The organism is Flavobacterium sp. 316 (assembly GCF_000967805.1).
GTDB lineage: Bacteria > Bacteroidota > Bacteroidia > Flavobacteriales > Flavobacteriaceae > Flavobacterium > Flavobacterium sediminilitoris.
Genome location: NZ_JYGZ01000003.1, coordinates 327,362 through 344,138, shown reverse-complemented (window position 1 = coordinate 344,138; position 16,777 = coordinate 327,362). Strand labels below are relative to the sequence as shown.

General features: G+C 29.2%; 13 protein-coding genes. 2 read left to right on the top strand and 11 right to left on the bottom strand.

Annotation, left to right across the window (positions count from 1 at the left end):
• The 9 genes from SY27_RS07950 to SY27_RS07910 all read right to left on the bottom strand — a co-directional run bounded on the left by SY27_RS07950 (position 1) and on the right by SY27_RS07910 (position 10,664).
• The gene (locus SY27_RS07950; protein WP_045968962.1) at positions 1-1,182 is read right to left on the bottom strand and encodes a hypothetical protein; all 1,182 of its coding nucleotides are present in this window, start codon (positions 1,180-1,182) and stop codon (positions 1-3) included.
• A gap of 66 nt (positions 1,183-1,248) precedes the next feature.
• Positions 1,249-1,785, bottom strand: coding sequence for a hypothetical protein (locus tag SY27_RS07945; RefSeq protein WP_045968960.1), 537 nt, complete (start codon positions 1,783-1,785; stop codon positions 1,249-1,251).
• 4 nt (positions 1,786-1,789) lie between these two features.
• On the bottom strand, positions 1,790-4,750 hold the full coding sequence (locus SY27_RS07940; RefSeq protein ID WP_045968958.1) for a type III restriction-modification system endonuclease: 2,961 nt from the start codon (positions 4,748-4,750) through the stop codon (positions 1,790-1,792).
• An 11-nt stretch (positions 4,751-4,761) separates the two neighbouring features.
• Positions 4,762-6,792 carry a site-specific DNA-methyltransferase gene (locus SY27_RS07935; RefSeq protein WP_045968956.1) on the bottom strand — a complete coding sequence of 677 codons (2,031 nt, stop codon included), beginning with the start codon at positions 6,790-6,792 and terminating at the stop codon, positions 4,762-4,764.
• Between the two features lie 129 nt (positions 6,793-6,921).
• The gene (locus SY27_RS07930; protein WP_045968954.1) at positions 6,922-7,755 is read right to left on the bottom strand and encodes a hypothetical protein; all 834 of its coding nucleotides are present in this window, start codon (positions 7,753-7,755) and stop codon (positions 6,922-6,924) included.
• A gap of 11 nt (positions 7,756-7,766) precedes the next feature.
• A complete protein-coding gene (locus SY27_RS07925) occupies positions 7,767-8,039 on the bottom strand; it encodes a helix-turn-helix domain-containing protein (RefSeq protein ID WP_045968953.1) in 273 nt (90 codons plus the stop codon).
• 2 nt (positions 8,040-8,041) lie between these two features.
• Positions 8,042-8,338 (bottom strand): helix-turn-helix domain-containing protein, encoded by a 297-nt coding sequence (locus SY27_RS07920; protein ID WP_045968951.1) that lies wholly within the window; start codon positions 8,336-8,338, stop codon positions 8,042-8,044.
• Between the two features lie 83 nt (positions 8,339-8,421).
• Positions 8,422-9,327 (bottom strand): hypothetical protein, encoded by a 906-nt coding sequence (locus SY27_RS07915; RefSeq protein WP_045968949.1) that lies wholly within the window; start codon positions 9,325-9,327, stop codon positions 8,422-8,424.
• A 35-nt stretch (positions 9,328-9,362) separates the two neighbouring features.
• Entirely contained in the window at positions 9,363-10,664 is a 1,302-nt protein-coding gene (locus SY27_RS07910) for a site-specific integrase (RefSeq protein ID WP_045968948.1), read from the bottom strand.
• A 478-nt stretch (positions 10,665-11,142) separates the two neighbouring features.
• Between SY27_RS07910 and SY27_RS07905 the strand changes: the two genes are divergently transcribed.
• Entirely contained in the window at positions 11,143-12,390 is a 1,248-nt protein-coding gene (locus tag SY27_RS07905) for a site-specific integrase (RefSeq protein ID WP_045968946.1), read from the top strand.
• Between the two features lies 1 nt (position 12,391).
• Here the strand turns inward: SY27_RS07905 and SY27_RS07900 are convergent, their stop codons facing one another.
• Positions 12,392-13,114 carry a LytTR family DNA-binding domain-containing protein gene (locus SY27_RS07900; protein WP_045968943.1) on the bottom strand — a complete coding sequence of 241 codons (723 nt, stop codon included), beginning with the start codon at positions 13,112-13,114 and terminating at the stop codon, positions 12,392-12,394.
• Positions 13,111-14,103 (bottom strand): sensor histidine kinase, encoded by a 993-nt coding sequence (locus SY27_RS07895; protein ID WP_045968941.1) that lies wholly within the window; start codon positions 14,101-14,103, stop codon positions 13,111-13,113. Before SY27_RS07895 ends, SY27_RS07900 begins: the two co-directional genes overlap by 4 nt.
• A 268-nt stretch (positions 14,104-14,371) precedes the next feature.
• Here SY27_RS07895 and SY27_RS07890 point away from each other — a divergent pair, with 268 nt between their 5' ends.
• Positions 14,372-16,747: a TonB-dependent receptor gene (locus tag SY27_RS07890; protein ID WP_045968939.1), complete on the top strand. Its 2,376-nt coding sequence runs from the start codon at positions 14,372-14,374 to the stop codon at positions 16,745-16,747.
• The last annotated feature ends 30 nt before the right edge of the window (positions 16,748-16,777 follow it).

Genomic DNA, 16,777 nt, shown 5'->3' with positions numbered 1-16,777 from the left:
TTAATTGATTTGAATTGGAATAAAAATTGAAAACATTGTTCCTTCGGTTCTGTAATTTGGAATTGTCTTCTTTTGAACACTATGCCAATCTTCCAATTTATAATTTTCACGACTGTTTTCAATATAACCATTAAAGGGATTTTCTTTAAAATCTCTATAAAGTTTTAATCCATTAGTTCTTAATTTAAGATACCCTTTTCTGTCTCCTAATAATGACATTATATTATGTAAACCAAAACCTCTTTCGTAACTACTTGATTTATCACTTGTATTATTTTTAATCAAGCAATCAATTATACTTTCATAAATTTCTTCTCGGGAATTAAAATCCGTAACATCTTTTTTACACCATTTACTTGCTAAACCTGAACCTGAATCAAAAACTGAAATTTCAACAATAACATTGTTAGATTCATTATTAGTGATTAAACTATTTATGTAATTAAACATTGGTTTGTCATCTTTGCAATTGCTGAGTAATGTTTCTTTATTTCCTTGATGAGATGAAAATAATAATCCTCTAAAACCTGTTGGTGTGGTTTCTCCAGAATAGTCTGTTTGACTCCAAAAATGAGTATTCTCTATAAGTTCAAATATTATTTCACCTATTAATTTTTCATAGTGTTCTATTACAAAAGTAGAAGTATTTGAATTATAGCTTGTTGAAATATCAATTAATATATTTTTCGATAATTCAATAATTTCTTTTTTTGATTTTAATATACCATTTGATAAGTAAAATGCTGATGGATAAGGATTCATAGAATGTTGTACTGAAGAAATAAAACTATTCGTTCCCTTTTTCCAATTTTCATTAATCTTAAAAAATGAAGTTCTTTCTTTTATAACATTTGCTACTTTATCAGAAACTTCCACTTGATCAAGCAGAAAAATACCGTTTTTATAACCCATACATCCAGCTACAAAATTCCAATATCGATTGAACATTTTATCAATCTTATCATCTAATTCATCTGTATCGGAACTGTAATGTATATATAGTTTTCCTTTACTTAATCTACTCCAAGTTATAATTAATTGTATTATCTCAGTGTAAATACCAAGTTGTTTTCCTGTAATATTAGCTGGAATATATAAATCTACATTTGAAGATTTTTTTAACTCTTTATAAGCCTTTTCAATCTCAGTGTATGATATGTTATTTTTTATACTTATTTCCATGAATAAAATATTTTTGAATTTTATGTAAAAGTTTTGACATCTATATCAAATACTTATTATTCAAATTTACATGAGTTTTTGTGCATTATGCCATCTAATGAAATCGTCTTTATCCATTTTTTCAATCAGTTTCCAATCTTGCTTAAATTCTATAAATGTTATATAACTATCGTAGTTGAAACCTACATTGTTATCCAATCGGAAAAAGTAATATTGATTAAGTGCTAAATCATCAAAGTTATTTAAGCTAAAATCCATACAAGCAAAACCAAATTTTATAATTTCAAATTTGAATTTAGAAACTTTATTTGCTTCGTCAGTACTTAAATTATTGTAATAATGTTCTGTGATACTTGAAAATATATTTAAAAACCAAGTGGAATTAAATAACACTCTATCATATTCAATTTCAATTTTATCATAAGTTTTGCCATCAAAGAAATCAGAATATAGACTTTCAATTCTTACAGCTTCAGTTTTATAATCCAAAAAAGCATTATAAAAACCCTCTATTAAATTAAACCCTCTTTTACCATTTATATGTTTTCCAAACTGAAAATTATTTTCAACTTCAAATTTATTTATACTTTCAGCAAAACTCATTTTACTAATTATTTATTAAAACCTCATCAACAATTTGTTTAATCTTCTTGTTGTTCAATTGCTCATGAAACTCTACTGTGTAGCCGTCTATTGTTAATTGTTTGAAAAACTCTTTAGCGCAATTGATTTTTACTTCTTCTATTTTTCTTAACGTGGATTGGTTTTCTACATCTTTTGTTTCTACTACTATGTTTAATGTTTTTGAACCATCTGTTTTTTTGACTACATACATAAAATCGGGGCTGTATGATTGTCCTGTAATTGTTGGAATAGAAATACTGCTTCTTGGAATTTTTCCGTACACTACTACTTCATCAATTACTGTTTGAATATTATCCTTTTCCAATGGAGAATCATAAGCATAAGTATCATACAAATATTTTTCTACAGGTGTGCCTTCAATGAATTTAGTTCCAATAATTCCTTGTGTAATTTCTTCTTTTGGCTGACCATTAGGAAACGATAACTTTGTTCCGTATAATTTAATATTCGATTTGCTGTAACTGAATCTTCCTTGTAGTTTGTTTATTTTCCAATCGTTAAAACGCGATACAAAATTTGCTGCACTGAATTCATTGATTTTATCATTATCAATTGAATGTTTTTCAGCGTAAGAAATTAATGCTTCATGAATCAACTGAATTGGTATATTAGTTTGTTTGTTTATTCGTTTTAAAAATTCGCTGTAAGGTAATGGACGACTGATTGTATATTGAACACCACTATCTTCATTTGCCATCATTTGGTTGTCATCTGTAGTTTGTATCACTTGACGTTTACTTGTGATAATAACATCTGTAAAAACATTGTCTTCGAATAGTTTAACCAATTCTTCTTTTAGATAATTGTCTTCTTCAATCTTGTCGTAAAACAATACATACTTTTGATTGATGGCTTCCCATAGTGTTTTTAATTCGTTATAAACTGCTGGACGAATTTTTATCTTTTTATCTTTCTTAGTGTTTCTATCTACTACTTTATTGCTATTTAATCCCATAGCAAAATCAGGATATTCTTCAAAGAACTGAATTTGATTTTCAATATTGATGTTGTACTTTCTGTCAATGTATTTTTTAGAAATTAAATCAATAAATAAATCGTCTGGATCTTGTTCTAATTTTTTAGCAACTTCATTTAGTTTTTCTTCTGTAATGACAAATCCTTTTGGTAATTCATCATTTATTTCTTTCACTAATCTATCAGCAAAATCGGCTTCGGTAAAATCAATAATATAGTTTAGTTTAAATTCTTCATTTGAAATACGGTTTCCTAATTCATCTACAGGTAAACGCAATCCTCGTCCTACTTCTTGAATCTTACTCGACTCGCTACCGCTTGAACGTAGTTTTGTAATTGTAAATACATTAGGATTATCCCAACCTTCTTTTAATGTCCATTTAGAAAACAAAAATCGACGCGTATTGTAACTACCATCTTCTTTTTTAATGGATAACAATTTCTTTTTCTCGAAAAGTATTTCGTTTATTTCGTTTGCAATTTCTTCATCAGAACTGCTGTTATCTTGTGAGAAGTACCCCGCATGACAAGCTGTAATATCTTGTTTTGAACCTTCTAAAAATTCTAAGTATTCTTTTTCAGTATCTTTATTTAGTGTTGGGATTACTTGGTTTATTTTTTCTAATAATAACCTTTCAAACGTGTTTTTTAAATAGGTTTCTTTACCTGATTTTTCGTCTTGACGATAGGAGTAAATATCATCAATAAAAAATAAAGCTAAGGTTTTAATCTTGAACTTTCTATCAAAGTTTATACGCTCTGTTTCAAAGTGTCGGTCAATGGCTAATTTTAGCATTTGTTCCTGATACGATGACGAATAAATATCGGTGCTAAATTCTTCGCCTTGTGATTTTGTTTGACCGTTTGACAATTCAATGAAATTAGAACCAATAGCATCAATAACTATTCCTTCAAACTCTTCTGAAATAATGGATAAGCTATCGCCTTTTTTTAGTTCAAAACTCTTAGTTGGTCCTTCTTTTTGAATTAGATTGAACTTTGCGCTGGTTTTACTTTGGATAGCCATTATTTTTACTTTGTCTTCTTTTTTAGAAAGCGGTTCAAAGTGTTCTTTGGCAATTCCTTTAATTAAATTTTGATTGAACGATTCACAAGCATTCAAATCATATAATAAATTATGATAATCTTTAATTGTTTTTTTTGCTGTGCCTTTTCCAATAGTAACTGTTGGGTAAGTTGCACCAAAACGAATGATACATTGTGGTTGTATTTCGTTTGTGATGAATTCAAATGTTTTTTGTGCTTTAGAAAATCGATGTGGCTCATCTATCAATAAAAATGGTTTTGTAGCACTTATTCCTTCAACAGGTTTATAGAAATCTTCTACTCCAGAGTCGTATTGGTCTTTTAGCATTTTACTATTGGTTAGCAAAGCCATATTAACCAATAAAACATAAATTTTATTTTGATTTTGACTGGAACCCGAAACAAATTCACGCACAGCACTTGGGAAAAATTGTTTTCCTTTTTTCTTTTTGGCTGCATCTAATACTTGTAATTCTATTTCTGTGCCATAACCACAAACATCTTTAAAATGCTTTTTTGTATAAGGGTCTTGTATAAATTGTCGTGTTCCCGCCTTAATAGCTAAAGTAGGCACAACAATTATGAATTTATTGATTTTGTATTGTTTGTGTAACTCAAAAATAGTAGCCGTGTGTACATAGGTTTTTCCTGTACCGGTTTCCATTTTAATATCTAAGTTCAAGTAATCTTGTATGCCGTTTAAAGCTGTATATTCGGGATGAATACCGTTTGTTTTTTGAACTTCCTTAATGTTATGCAATAAAGCTTCTTTATCTAACTCTAAAGTAGGGTTAGCATAATACACTTTGTTTTTTGAGAAACTATTTACCGAAAATGCATTGGTTACTGCCTGAACACCTTTGTCTTGATGTGGTAAGCCATTTTTTAAAATTAACTCCATAGCTTTTACTTTTAGTATCTTACTTCGATGTTAATTTTTAAATTCTTTTCGGTGTCGTTTAAGATTTTTAGATTCTTTTCTAACATTTCGGTAACTGACCATTCGTTGAAACTATAACCAAACAATACAATATTTTCAGGGTTAAAATGCGGTATGGTATCGTATTTTTCAAAAAGATCCATTACGGCTTCTTGTGTAAAATCGGTGTGAATTAAATATAAATGCTTTTGATGGTAGTAAGCTTTGTAACCTTTTAAATCTAGTTCGGTTGCTTTGGTAGTTAAACCATAACCATCATAATTTAACCAAGTTGTTAGTACTGTATCTACTCCAAAATCTTCTAAAATAGAACCATCGCCAATTAAATTTACTTTATCAAAGGTTTCGCATTTGTCTAAGGTATTGGGATTAGGCTCGTTCAAAATAAAATGTTTGAAACCATAGTCTATATCTGCATTGGTTTCTTCTTTGATTTTTTTAGCTGCTCGTTTGATTCTTTCGAAACCGATGTAATCAAGGGTAGGCGGATAATTTAATTTTTTAAGTAAGTTAAATGCATTTTTTTGACTTTCTTTCTTAATATCAAGTTGTTCAGGTAACTGAATAGCGATAAATTTTCTATTACCTTTATCTTCAGAATTTAGTTTAATTAATGCATTAGCAGTGGTTGCTGAACCCGAAAAAAAATCTAAGATTATATCACTAGCATTAGAATAGACCGATACAAAACTTAAAAACTTCTTAATTACATTCTCATCTTTAGGAAAATCAAAAACTTTAGTTTCAAACAAACTTTCTAATCTTTTTGACGCACCTCTACCATCTTTGTAAAACACACTTGGAGTAAATTCATATTCTGTTTCCTTTAAATATCTTTTATAGCATGGTACTTTAGTCTCATTTTCCCCAAAAAAAATTCTATCCTCTTTAACTAATTTTAGTAAATTATCATAATTGTATCTCCACCCCATAGATGGAACTGCTGTTGGTTTATTTGTTTTTGGGTGAGTTAGTGGTTTATGTGATCTTGTCTCAGGATTATCTGGAGCAGAAGTGTTGTCAGGAAAAAATAAACCTTTTTTATCAAATTTGTTGTAATGTTTATTTCTTTGGATAGGATGTTCATCATCAAAACTTTTATAAAATTTTTTTATTTCTTTAGACATCTTTTCAAAATCCTCAACATACAAATTTCTTAATTCAATTTCTTTTTGGTAAATAAGGTCAAGTGATTCTTTACGTTCTCTGAAATAAATTAAGTTATCTTTATTGGCTTCATAAATAATATTTTTGTTCCTTGCATAAACAAAGCAATATTCGTGATTTACAGCAACAGTTTTTCCTGCTGATTTTCTACCTTGATGCCAGACTAAATTAGAAATCAAATTCTCTTCCCCAAAAACATCATCACAAAGCAACTTTAAATTCGCTTGCTCGTTATCATCAATAGAAATAAAAATAACGCCATCGTCTTTTAGTAAATCTTTAGCTAATTGCAAACGAGAATACATAAACATCAACCATGCAGAATGTGAAGCAGAACCTTTTTGAGTTAACTCTAAAATGCGGTTGGCTTGGTTTTCATCTACACTCAATTTGTCTTGTAGTTCTTCGGCAGTGAAATTGAAATTGTCTTTGTACACAAAACCATCAGAACCCGTGTTATAAGGAGGATCAATGTAAATACATTTTACACTTTTAGCATACGATTTTAAAAGATGTTTTAACCCATCTAAATTATCACCACTAATGTAGATGTTTTCGCTGTTTGCGTTTTCGGGTTGGTTGTTGTGTTCTTCGTTAGGTGTTATTACTGTTGTAGTGTCTAGAGAAGCTAATAATTTCGCATAACTTTTACCTAAGAATTTAAGTTCGTAGCCTTCATGTACTACATCGACTTTGTCTTTCAATGTTTCTTTGAATCGTTCTATATCAAAACTTCCATCGTTTTTAAAACAAGTTGGGAAGTGTTCTTTTAATATGGCAATTTCTTTATCATTGATAGCAACGCTTTCATTGCTTTTTTCGATGTTTTTTATCATGGTTCTGGCACTTATTTTTGTAGAAAGGGTAAATTTAGTTAATTTTTATACAAAAAATAATGCAATTCAAGTTTTTATATCACAATAATTATAGTGCAATTTCCAAGTATATATTAGTTGGAAACTGCACTACATTAATTGAAGTATTTTTTGATGAATTAAACCGTGAATTTTTGAATGTAAATTGCTTTTCCCTAATTGTTTGAAATACTTTTTCTTATGATAGTTAAATAGATTTCTACTTTTAACGGTTATTGTATTTTCCCAAAAATTAGTATTATAATATTTTTCATCTACATTCGCTTTTTTGTCAAATAGAAGGATATTGTTCCACTCTTGAAGTAAAGAGCAACCTAACGCTTGATGGGTTTTGTTGCTAAGTAAATCGCTTAGCGTGTGTATTTCTAACTTGTTTATAAATTTAGCTTGTTTGCTTTTTACTTCAAATCGAAAGGTATTTTCTTTACAAAATGTAGGATGTTGAATGTGCTTGTTGTACACTTTTATGTTCTTGTAGGCATCAACACCCGCTATCTTGTAATATAAATGCTTTGTTGTTCTGTAAAACTGACGTTTTTCGTGATAAATTAAATTTGCAATTAGTTTATTAATGGCTATTGGCGAAATGATATTGATTCCGTATTCCAAGTTTATAATGAAACATTTTTCTAAATCTAACTCGAATATTTCTTTGAGATAATCTATTACTTGGATTACTTTTTTTATTGTAAAATCATCTGCATTGTGTACATCGTTATTGTAAAATTTATGAATGCTTCCTGATATTTCTAACCTGTTGAAAAACTTAGTAAAATATAGATTTTCATATCTTTTTGTGATTCTCTTTTTGAGTTTATTATCAATGATTTTATCGGCTTTACCATCATATACTAAAATAGGGTTTCTCCAAATTTCATTTATCAAGACTTCATCAGTAATTTTAAACTTGATAAAGTCTATCATGACCTAAAGAATTACTTTTTAAATGGTCGATAGTTATCGTCGAGCATTTTATTTATATCCTCGATTTTATAGACTATTTTATTGTTTATTTGACTGTATGCAATCAATCCTTTCTCTCTCCAATTAGAAGCTGTTCCAGGGCTAATTTTAAATAGTTTTTGAAATTCGTCATTATCTATAATAACTTTATCGAATATTCTTTCTTGCTTTTTGGTAACTGCTTGGGTTAGTTCTTCCAAGCGTTTTTCGATGTTGTCTAAACTTTCTTGAAATGGATGGCTCATAGTTATTGTCTTTTGGCATTAATACTAACTAAAGCTTGTTCAATTTCGGAACGTTTGTACCTGATGAGGTTTCCTAAACGATATGGGTTAAGGATTTTCTTTTTGTTCCAGTCGGAAAGTGTTACTAAAGATACTTTCAGAATTTCTGCCGTTTCTTGTCGTGTAAGATATTCTTGCGGTGCAATAGGTTGGAAATTTTGAGCTAAAGATTTAATTTCTGCTCTAACATCGGTTAAGATGCTTTCTTTGAATTCTTCGGGAGAAACTCCGAATACTTGTGTGATTTTACTTTGTTCCATCGTGATACGCTTTTATCGTTATTGATGGTACAAAGTAAGGTTGGTTATATTTCAGTAAACGTTCCTTTACGTTCCGGAACGCCTTAACTTACTTCAATAATGTTAGGCATATTGAACTTTGCTTTCTCAAAAGATTTTCTATTTTCTTCAAATTTATCATCTTCAGGGTTGAGGTATTTTCTTAATGACTCTTCGGAAATCTCAGCATTGAAGTTTTGTTTTATTAATCTTGCATAAGCTGTATAATTTATTTCTCCGTTTTTATTTTTTGGTGCATCAATAAAACCATTTAATGCTAAGGTTCCCAAAATGTAACCGATATGCGTTTTTTTGCCTATCCAATTGATTTTTGGATTAACTGCTTTTTCTTCTTTTAAATCAAATACGATTTGTTGTATTTTTTTAAGCTGAACAACAAAATCATGTCCTATTACAAATAATGATAATGGAAGAAAACTTAAAGCTTTAGATCTTTCATAAAGTGCTCCTAAATAATAAATACTTTCAACTTTTCTAAAATTAGAATCAGAAATTAAATCAAAAATCTTTTTATCAATTTCTATTTCGTTTGAACTTGTTCTATCGTGTGTTCTTGCAATTAATTCTTGAAGATTAGGATTATCATCAATAACTGAAAAGTATCTTGACTGTTTATCATCTACATAAAAATCTGCTCTTAATATTTTTAGTTGCAATTTTACTGCCTCAATATTAAATGCTAAAAAAGAATCAAAATTGTCTGGGTCTTGTGAGGATAATTCAATGTAAATTTGAGATAAAGCGTTTTGATATAGCTTTTTTACGTTATTTATTATTTCTCTTCTTTTTAAATGAATTTCATTAATTCTCAACTCATAATAATAATGACTTTGATAATTAACAGGCAAAAAATATCTATGAAAATCAATTTCTTCAGCTATTGCATCAGTAAGAAATTCAGAATAATAATTTTCACTTAAAGCTTTTATAAATGAATTGACACTTTTCATACAAAATTAAAAAGCTAAATATATTAAACTTTACCTTACTTTACTACTTTCATTTTTTTCTCTTCAATTTCTTGTTCTTCGTTTTGTTTGTTCCAATATTCTTTTAGCTTTTCTGCTTTTTCGGTTCTTGTTATTTTAATGTATTTTAAAAATTGAGTTTCTGTTTGATGCCCAGTAATTCCCATAATGGTTAAATTATCTAATTTACCATAAAGATTAGTTGCAAATGAACGCCTACAAATGTGCGATGATACTAATTCCCATTTTTCAAAAACTCCTTCTTCTTTTCGTTTTGTAATCTTATTTATTTTTGAGCCTTGTGTTAATTCATTAAATCCTGCTACTTTGCACAACTCTTTTACGTGTTCATTGAATTTTTGGTCTGAAATTGCTCTTGGAAAACCGTTTCTTTTTTCTAAAATTGCTTTTACTTGTTGGTGTAATGGAATAGTAACTGTTTGACCTGTTTTTTGCGTTTCAATTTCAATGTAGCCGTTTTTGATATTCGCATCTTTTAATCTTAAAAAATCTGAAATTCTTAATCCTGTACGCAATCCAATTATAAATAAATCTCTTGTGTTTTCTAATCTTTCAACTCCTTTAAAGTCGTGATTGAATATTTTATTAATTTCTTCATCTTTTAGATAAATGCTATCCGCTGTAATTTTTGGTACAAAAAAGTTAGGATGCTCAATGTGTGGATGTACCGGCAAGCCTTTTAATTTTGCATCTCTGGCAATCGTTTTAATGGTTCCAATATAGTTTCCAATTGTACCCAAATTTATCTTTTGTTCTTGTGATAGGAAGTTTACAAATCTGTCATAAAAGGTTAAATCTAAATCAGTAAATTTCAGCTTCGTTTTAAAGCGTTCTTCGTACTCTTTTAGCTTATTGAGTGTTGTATTGTACTTTGTGATAGTTCCTTTAGCAATTGGCTTATTTTTGCCTTTTATTATTCGTGTTGGTGCTTGTTTAATAAAAGTATCAATAAAAGGAATGAAAAATATTTGGTCAACGGCTGTTTCGTCAATGGGTCTATTGAAGAAATTAGCTATCTTTTTTCTTAACCAATGTTTATCGATAAACTCGCCTTTGCTGTTGTCTGAATTGAATTCGTCAAATATGAATTTTTCAAGCTCTGAAAGTTTTTGATTGACTTCGTCTTTTGTAGTATCATCAGCTGTAAGTTTAACTTTTTGCTTTGCAGAACTCCACCTTTTTGGTTCTACCTTTAAATCGGTTGATGCTGTTAAATCGAATTTTCTGCCGTTTTTGAAACGCAAAAGTATATTTGTTGCGTTTTTTTCTCCTTTTATAAGGTAGTTAATTGTTGCCATTGGTACGGTATCATTAAGTTTTTCAACACTTTAAAGATACAAAATTATCCCCACATAATCCCCACATTTGTCATTTTTATATATAATTAGCTTAATTTTACTTTATTATATATTTTTAAAAATCTCTTATTTTTCAAGGGTTAACAGCTGTTTTAGTAAGATGAGGTAAAGCTAAATAAAGTAGATGTTAGTTCCTCTTTCTCCGCTGAAAAAATCCTAAACGGTAGCAAAACCCTGTAAATCTTATGATTTACAGGGTTTTTTCTTTTGCAGACATTCCAAATTATTCATTCAATCTTATTTAAATCGAGATAAAATCGAGACCCTAGAAAATTCAAAAATTAGGGTCTCGCTAAATTACCTCAACGCCTACAAACATTAGGTTCAACGACTGGTTCAATAGCTTGTTCAGTCAATAAACATCTTGTTTGATTTCAATTAGGAATTTAAATTGAGTAATAATTAATTGGTCACCACAATGAAAACAAAAATCACACTTCACTTTTATGCAAAAAGCACAAAAGCCAATGCAAACGGACTACTTCCAATTTATGTAAGATTAACAGTTGACGGGAAGCGACTTGAATTCAGTACCAAAAAATTTGTAGAAAAATCAAAATGGTCAAGCGAATTAGCTAAAATGAAAGGTGCTACAGATGAAGCTCGTTCAATCAATAGTTACCTTGATTTGATGAAATCAAAAGTATTAAATGCACAGATGGAACTGCTTCATCGAAACGAGACCCTATCTATAGAAAATTTCAAAAATAAGTTACTTGGTACTGAAGAACGACAAAGAATGCTCGTTCCTATCTTCCAAGACCACAATAACAAAATAAAAGAGCTTGTTGGTAAAGAATATGCTCCAGGTACATTAGAGCGTTATACTACCTCGCTAAAGCATACGATTGAGTTTATGAAATGGAAATACAATATTTCCGATATCGATATTACCAAGATTGATCATGCCTTTATCTCCGATTACGAGTTCTGGTTAAGAAGTGTTAGAAATTGTGCTAACAACACATCTGTAAAATACATTAAGAACTTTAATAAAATAATAAAGATATGTTTGGCCAATGACTGGCTAGAAAAAAATCCCTTTGCTAATTACAAGTCAAAAGTCAAAGAAGTTGAACGAGTTTACCTTACTGAAGCTGAAATCCAATCTATCATTGAAAAAGATTTCAAAACAGAACGACTATCATTAGTTCGCGATATTTTCCTTTTTAGCTGCTTTACTGGTTTGGCATACATTGATGTCAAAAACTTAACAAAATCCCATATAAGCTATGGTATAGATGGCGAAAAATGGATATTCACACACAGACAAAAAACAGAATCCGCATCTAAAATTCCAATACTTCCTGTAACACAAATGATAATCAACAAATACGAAAATCATCCACAATGTAATAACGAAAATAAACTACTACCTATTCTATCCAATCAAAAGATGAATGCTTATCTAAAAGAAATAGCCGGAGTTTGTGAAATTGAAAAAGAATTAACCTTTCACATTGCTCGACATACATTTGCAACTACTGTAACTCTTACCAACGGAGTTCCAATTGAAAGCGTAAGCAAAATGTTAGGACATAAAAATTTAAGAACTACTCAGCATTATGCAAAAGTACTGGATCGTAAGGTTAGTGAGGATATGAGAATTTTAAAGGATAAATTTATTCTTAAACAAGAACCCTCAAAAATTATAAAATCAAGCTAAACTATCTACTCAAAATCTTTTTACTCACAAACTCATTAAAAAAGAAATCTCTATAAACATTACCTATAGGGATTTCATTCTTACCAATGTAAACAGTATTGTTGTCGACAGATTCGATTGATTTGGAATTTATTATATAAGATTTACTAACCCTAACAAATAAACTTTTAGGTAAATGTTCGAATATTGTTTTAATATTCATAGCAGTAATTATTTTTTGATTTTCTGTATGAATTACAACATAATCCTTCAATCCTTCAACAAATTGAATTTCATTAAAATAGACTTTGAACATTTTTCGGTCAGCTTTTACAAAAAAGTATTCCTCAGTAAAATCTTCAATTGCATTATTATTTAATTCAGAATCAATTAATTTTGAATAAGTAAAAGCTTTATCAACAGCTTTTTGAAAACGTTCAAACTTAACTGGTTTTATTAAATAGTCTATTGCATCTACTTCATAACTGTCCAATGCAAATTCTGAAAAGGCAGTTGTAAAAATTACAAAAGTGTCTTTCTTAATTGTTTTTGCAAATTCAATCCCATTCACTCCTGGCATTTGTATATCTAGAAAAATCAAATTAACCGAACTAGATTCAATAAATTTGGCAGCAGTATTTGCACTATTAAAAGAACCAATTAGATTTAAATCATCATATTGTTCTATCAAAATTTGCATAGCTTCTCTTGCTAGAGGTTCATCATCTACAATTATACAATTCATAATTTAATAGTTAAGGTTATAGAAAACAACTCTTTGCTTTCTTCAATATTCAATTGATGAGTCATCGGAAATAGCAGTTCTAATCTTCTTTTAATATTGGTTAATCCTAATCCACCCGTTTTTTGTATTGCTTTTAAAATCGGTTTAGAGTTTTCACATTTAAAATGTAGTTCATTATTTTGAACGTTGAAATACAAATTTACGAAAGATGATTTAGAAGTATCATTATTATGCTTTACAGCATTTTCAACAAATGAAATAAACAATAAAGGCGGTATTTGAACTCCATTTAAATCGCCTTCTTTTGAAATTAAAAAATCGAAATTGTCCCGTCTTATCTTTTCTAAATTTAAAAAATCTTCCAAAAAATGAATGTCTGAAGTTAATAAAACTTTATCTCTTGCACTGTCATACAATTGATAACGTAATAAATCACTTAATTTCATTAAAACTTGCGATGCTTTTTCTGGATCTCTTTTTGTAAGAACATTAGCATTATTGAGCATGTTGAATAAAAAGTGAGGATTGATTTGATTCTTTAATTGTTCCAATTCCGCTGATGTTTTAGATTTTTCAAGCTCAAAAATTAATTGCCTATCTAATATCCATTTCTGAAATAATTTTACTGAAGTAGATGCAGATACGAGAACAACAATCAAAGCTGCAAAAAGAGGTATATTTAATCCATCACTATCAATTCCTTCTCCAAATAAGCTACAACCTATTCTATAAGTAAGTGCTGATAATGCAATTATTCCCAAAATAGACAAACAATACAAGACATATTTATTCCTAAATAATAATCTAGGAACTAATAAATACATATTGACATAAAAAAGTAACAGAAAAAATAGCAAAATCAATGTTGGTTCTGTTACTTCTGGAGTACTATTATACAAAACAATACTCATAAAGAGTATTAGTAAAAGATGCCTAAACAATCGATACTTTGGAGATATAAAAAATTGAAATATAAAATTTTCGTTCATAAAAAGTAGTGTTATATCATGTTGTGAATTTTAAACAAAACAAATTTATGATATATAATAGAATCAAATTTTAATTTATACAAAATCACTGTCTTATTATACAAAACGTCATTTATGATTAAATTAATACAGACAGTTCATTTTAATATTATTACTGCAAGATTCAATTTGGTATAAAAAATAATTCATTTCGTATAATTAAAAAAATATAGGTTCTAATAAAATATAGTTTAGCCCAAAAATAAGTCTAAATCTAATACGATTAAATATGAAAGACAAAGTAAGGGCATGCTTAATATTATTTTTTGCAGTTGTATTACATGCAAACTCACAAGAAAAGGTAACATTAAGCGGAACAATATCTGATTTATCAACAAGCGAAACACTGATCGGAGTTAACATTTATTTTCCGGAAATAAATGTTGGAGCAACAACAAATACTTATGGTTTTTTCTCTATAACGTTACCAAAAGGAGAATATACCATGATTATAAGTTACATGGGATTTGATAATGTGGAAGAGAAAATCACATTAACCCAAAACACAAAAATGAATTTTGCAATGCAAGAGAATAGTAAAACACTAGATGAAGTAGTTGTTACATCTAGTAAAACAAAAACAAACATTAAAAAACCTGAAATGAGTGTTAATAAACTCTCTATCTCAACTATCAAAAAAATGCCTGCCGTGATGGGTGAAGTGGATATACTAAAATCAGTTTTGCAATTACCTGGTGTAACTAATGCTCAAGAAGGAGCAACAGGTTTTAATGTTAGAGGTGGTTCAGTTGATGGAAACTTGGTAATGTTAGATGAAGCTACAATATACAATACTTCGCATTTATTTGGTTTTTTCTCAGTTTTTAATTCAGATGTTATTAAAGATTTGAAATTATACAAAGGTGGAATTCCTGCAAATTTTGGCGGTCGAATTTCATCAGTTTTAGATATTTATCAAAAAGAAGGAAATAATAAAGAATATCATCTAACAGGTGGAATTGGAGCAATTTCTAGTCGCTTAATGGTAGAAGGTCCAATCGTAAAAGAGAAAAGTTCATTTGTTGTTGCTGGAAGAGGAAGTTATGCACATCTTTTTCTAAAATTGGCAGACGAACCAAACTCTGCTTATTTCTATGATTTAAATGCCAAACTTAACTATAAATTCAATGATAAAAACAATGTTTTTGTATCAGGGTATTTTGGTCACGATAATATGAATTTCAATAATAACTTTATCAACACTTATGGTAATACGCTTTTTAATGTTAGATGGAATCACAACTTTACAGAGAAATTGTTTTCAAACGCATCTGTAATTTATAGTGATTATGATTATGGATTAAAACTCAAATTCGTAGGTATTGACTGGAAATCGGAAGTAAAAAATTATAATTTTAAGTATGATTTTAAACATTACACATCTGATAAATTAACCTTAAGTTATGGTTTAAATTCCATATACTATAATTTTAATCCGGGTACTATAAACCCTGTTGACGCATCATCTAGTATCAACCCATTTCAAATTGCTAAAAAATATGCTTTTGAAAACGCATTATATATTAGTGCAGAGCAAAAGCTTTCAGATAAATTATCAATTAATTACGGACTTCGGTATAGTAACTTTCAAAGGCTAGGTGAAGAAGAAGTGAGCACGTATGCAAATAATCAAGCCGTAGTTTTCAATCAGGAATTTCAAGTTTATGAAGAAGCTGCTCCTACTGGTTCAATCAAGTATGGGAAAAACAAGAAAATTGCAAGTTTTGGTAATCTTGAACCACGTTTTGCGGCATCTTATTCCTTAAACGATAATCAATCTATCAAGGCGAGTTATAATCGAATGAGCCAATATGTTCATTTAATTACAAATACAGCTTCGGTTTCTCCACTTGATATTTGGGCACCAAGTGATCAATTTCTAAAACCACAAATTTTAGATCAAGTTGCATTGGGATATTTTCAAAATTTTAAAGATGACAACTATTCAATAGAAGTTGAAACTTTTTATAAAAAAATAAAAAACAAAACAGATTTTATTGATGGAGCTGAATTAGTTGCTAATAAACATATTGAAAGGGTAATGTTAAATGGAGAAGCCCGAGCTTATGGTTTAGAGCTAATGTTTAAAAAGAATACAGGTAAATTAACGGGTTGGGTTTCTTATACACTTTCCAAAGCAGAACAAAGAACGCCAGGTAGAAATGCAAATGAGCCCGGCATCAATGATGGTGAATGGTATCGTGCTAATTATGATAAGTTACACAACTTATCAGTAACAGCTGCATACCAGTTGACTAATAAATGGTCTTTTGGTAGTATTTTCACTTACCAAACAGGTAAAGCAGCAACGTTTCCAGTTGGTAAATACCAATACCAAGGAGTTACTGTTGCTGATTATGGCTTAAGAAATGAAAACTCTCTTTCTGCATATCATCATTTGGATTTATCAGCTACTTACATCCCAAAACCCGACAAAACAAAAGGTTGGAGAGGTGAATGGGTTTTTAGTGTGTACAATGTGTATAATAGAGCAAATGCAGCAGCTTTTAATTTCGGTCAAAACATTGATACTGGCTCAAGTGAGGCCAGAAAACAATCAATATTCGGAATTATTCCAAGTGTAACCTATAATTTCAAATTCTAAAAAGTTAAGAGTTAACTTATAATCATATAT

Coding starts and splice junctions, on each gene's coding strand:
- SY27_RS07890 (WP_045968939.1), top strand. CDS start 14,372: ATGAAAGACAAAGTAAGGGCATGCTTAATATTATTTTTTGCAGTTGTA.
- SY27_RS07915 (WP_045968949.1), bottom strand. CDS start 9,327: ATGAAAAGTGTCAATTCATTTATAAAAGCTTTAAGTGAAAATTATTAT.
- SY27_RS07950 (WP_045968962.1), bottom strand. CDS start 1,182: ATGGAAATAAGTATAAAAAATAACATATCATACACTGAGATTGAAAAG.
- SY27_RS07930 (WP_045968954.1), bottom strand. CDS start 7,755: ATGATAGACTTTATCAAGTTTAAAATTACTGATGAAGTCTTGATAAAT.
- SY27_RS07900 (WP_045968943.1), bottom strand. CDS start 13,114: ATGAATTGTATAATTGTAGATGATGAACCTCTAGCAAGAGAAGCTATG.
- SY27_RS07945 (WP_045968960.1), bottom strand. CDS start 1,785: ATGAGTTTTGCTGAAAGTATAAATAAATTTGAAGTTGAAAATAATTTT.
- SY27_RS07940 (WP_045968958.1), bottom strand. CDS start 4,750: ATGGAGTTAATTTTAAAAAATGGCTTACCACATCAAGACAAAGGTGTT.
- SY27_RS07935 (WP_045968956.1), bottom strand. CDS start 6,792: ATGATAAAAAACATCGAAAAAAGCAATGAAAGCGTTGCTATCAATGAT.
- SY27_RS07920 (WP_045968951.1), bottom strand. CDS start 8,338: ATGGAACAAAGTAAAATCACACAAGTATTCGGAGTTTCTCCCGAAGAA.
- SY27_RS07905 (WP_045968946.1), top strand. CDS start 11,143: ATGAAAACAAAAATCACACTTCACTTTTATGCAAAAAGCACAAAAGCC.
- SY27_RS07925 (WP_045968953.1), bottom strand. CDS start 8,039: ATGAGCCATCCATTTCAAGAAAGTTTAGACAACATCGAAAAACGCTTG.
- SY27_RS07895 (WP_045968941.1), bottom strand. CDS start 14,103: ATGAACGAAAATTTTATATTTCAATTTTTTATATCTCCAAAGTATCGA.
- SY27_RS07910 (WP_045968948.1), bottom strand. CDS start 10,664: ATGGCAACAATTAACTACCTTATAAAAGGAGAAAAAAACGCAACAAAT.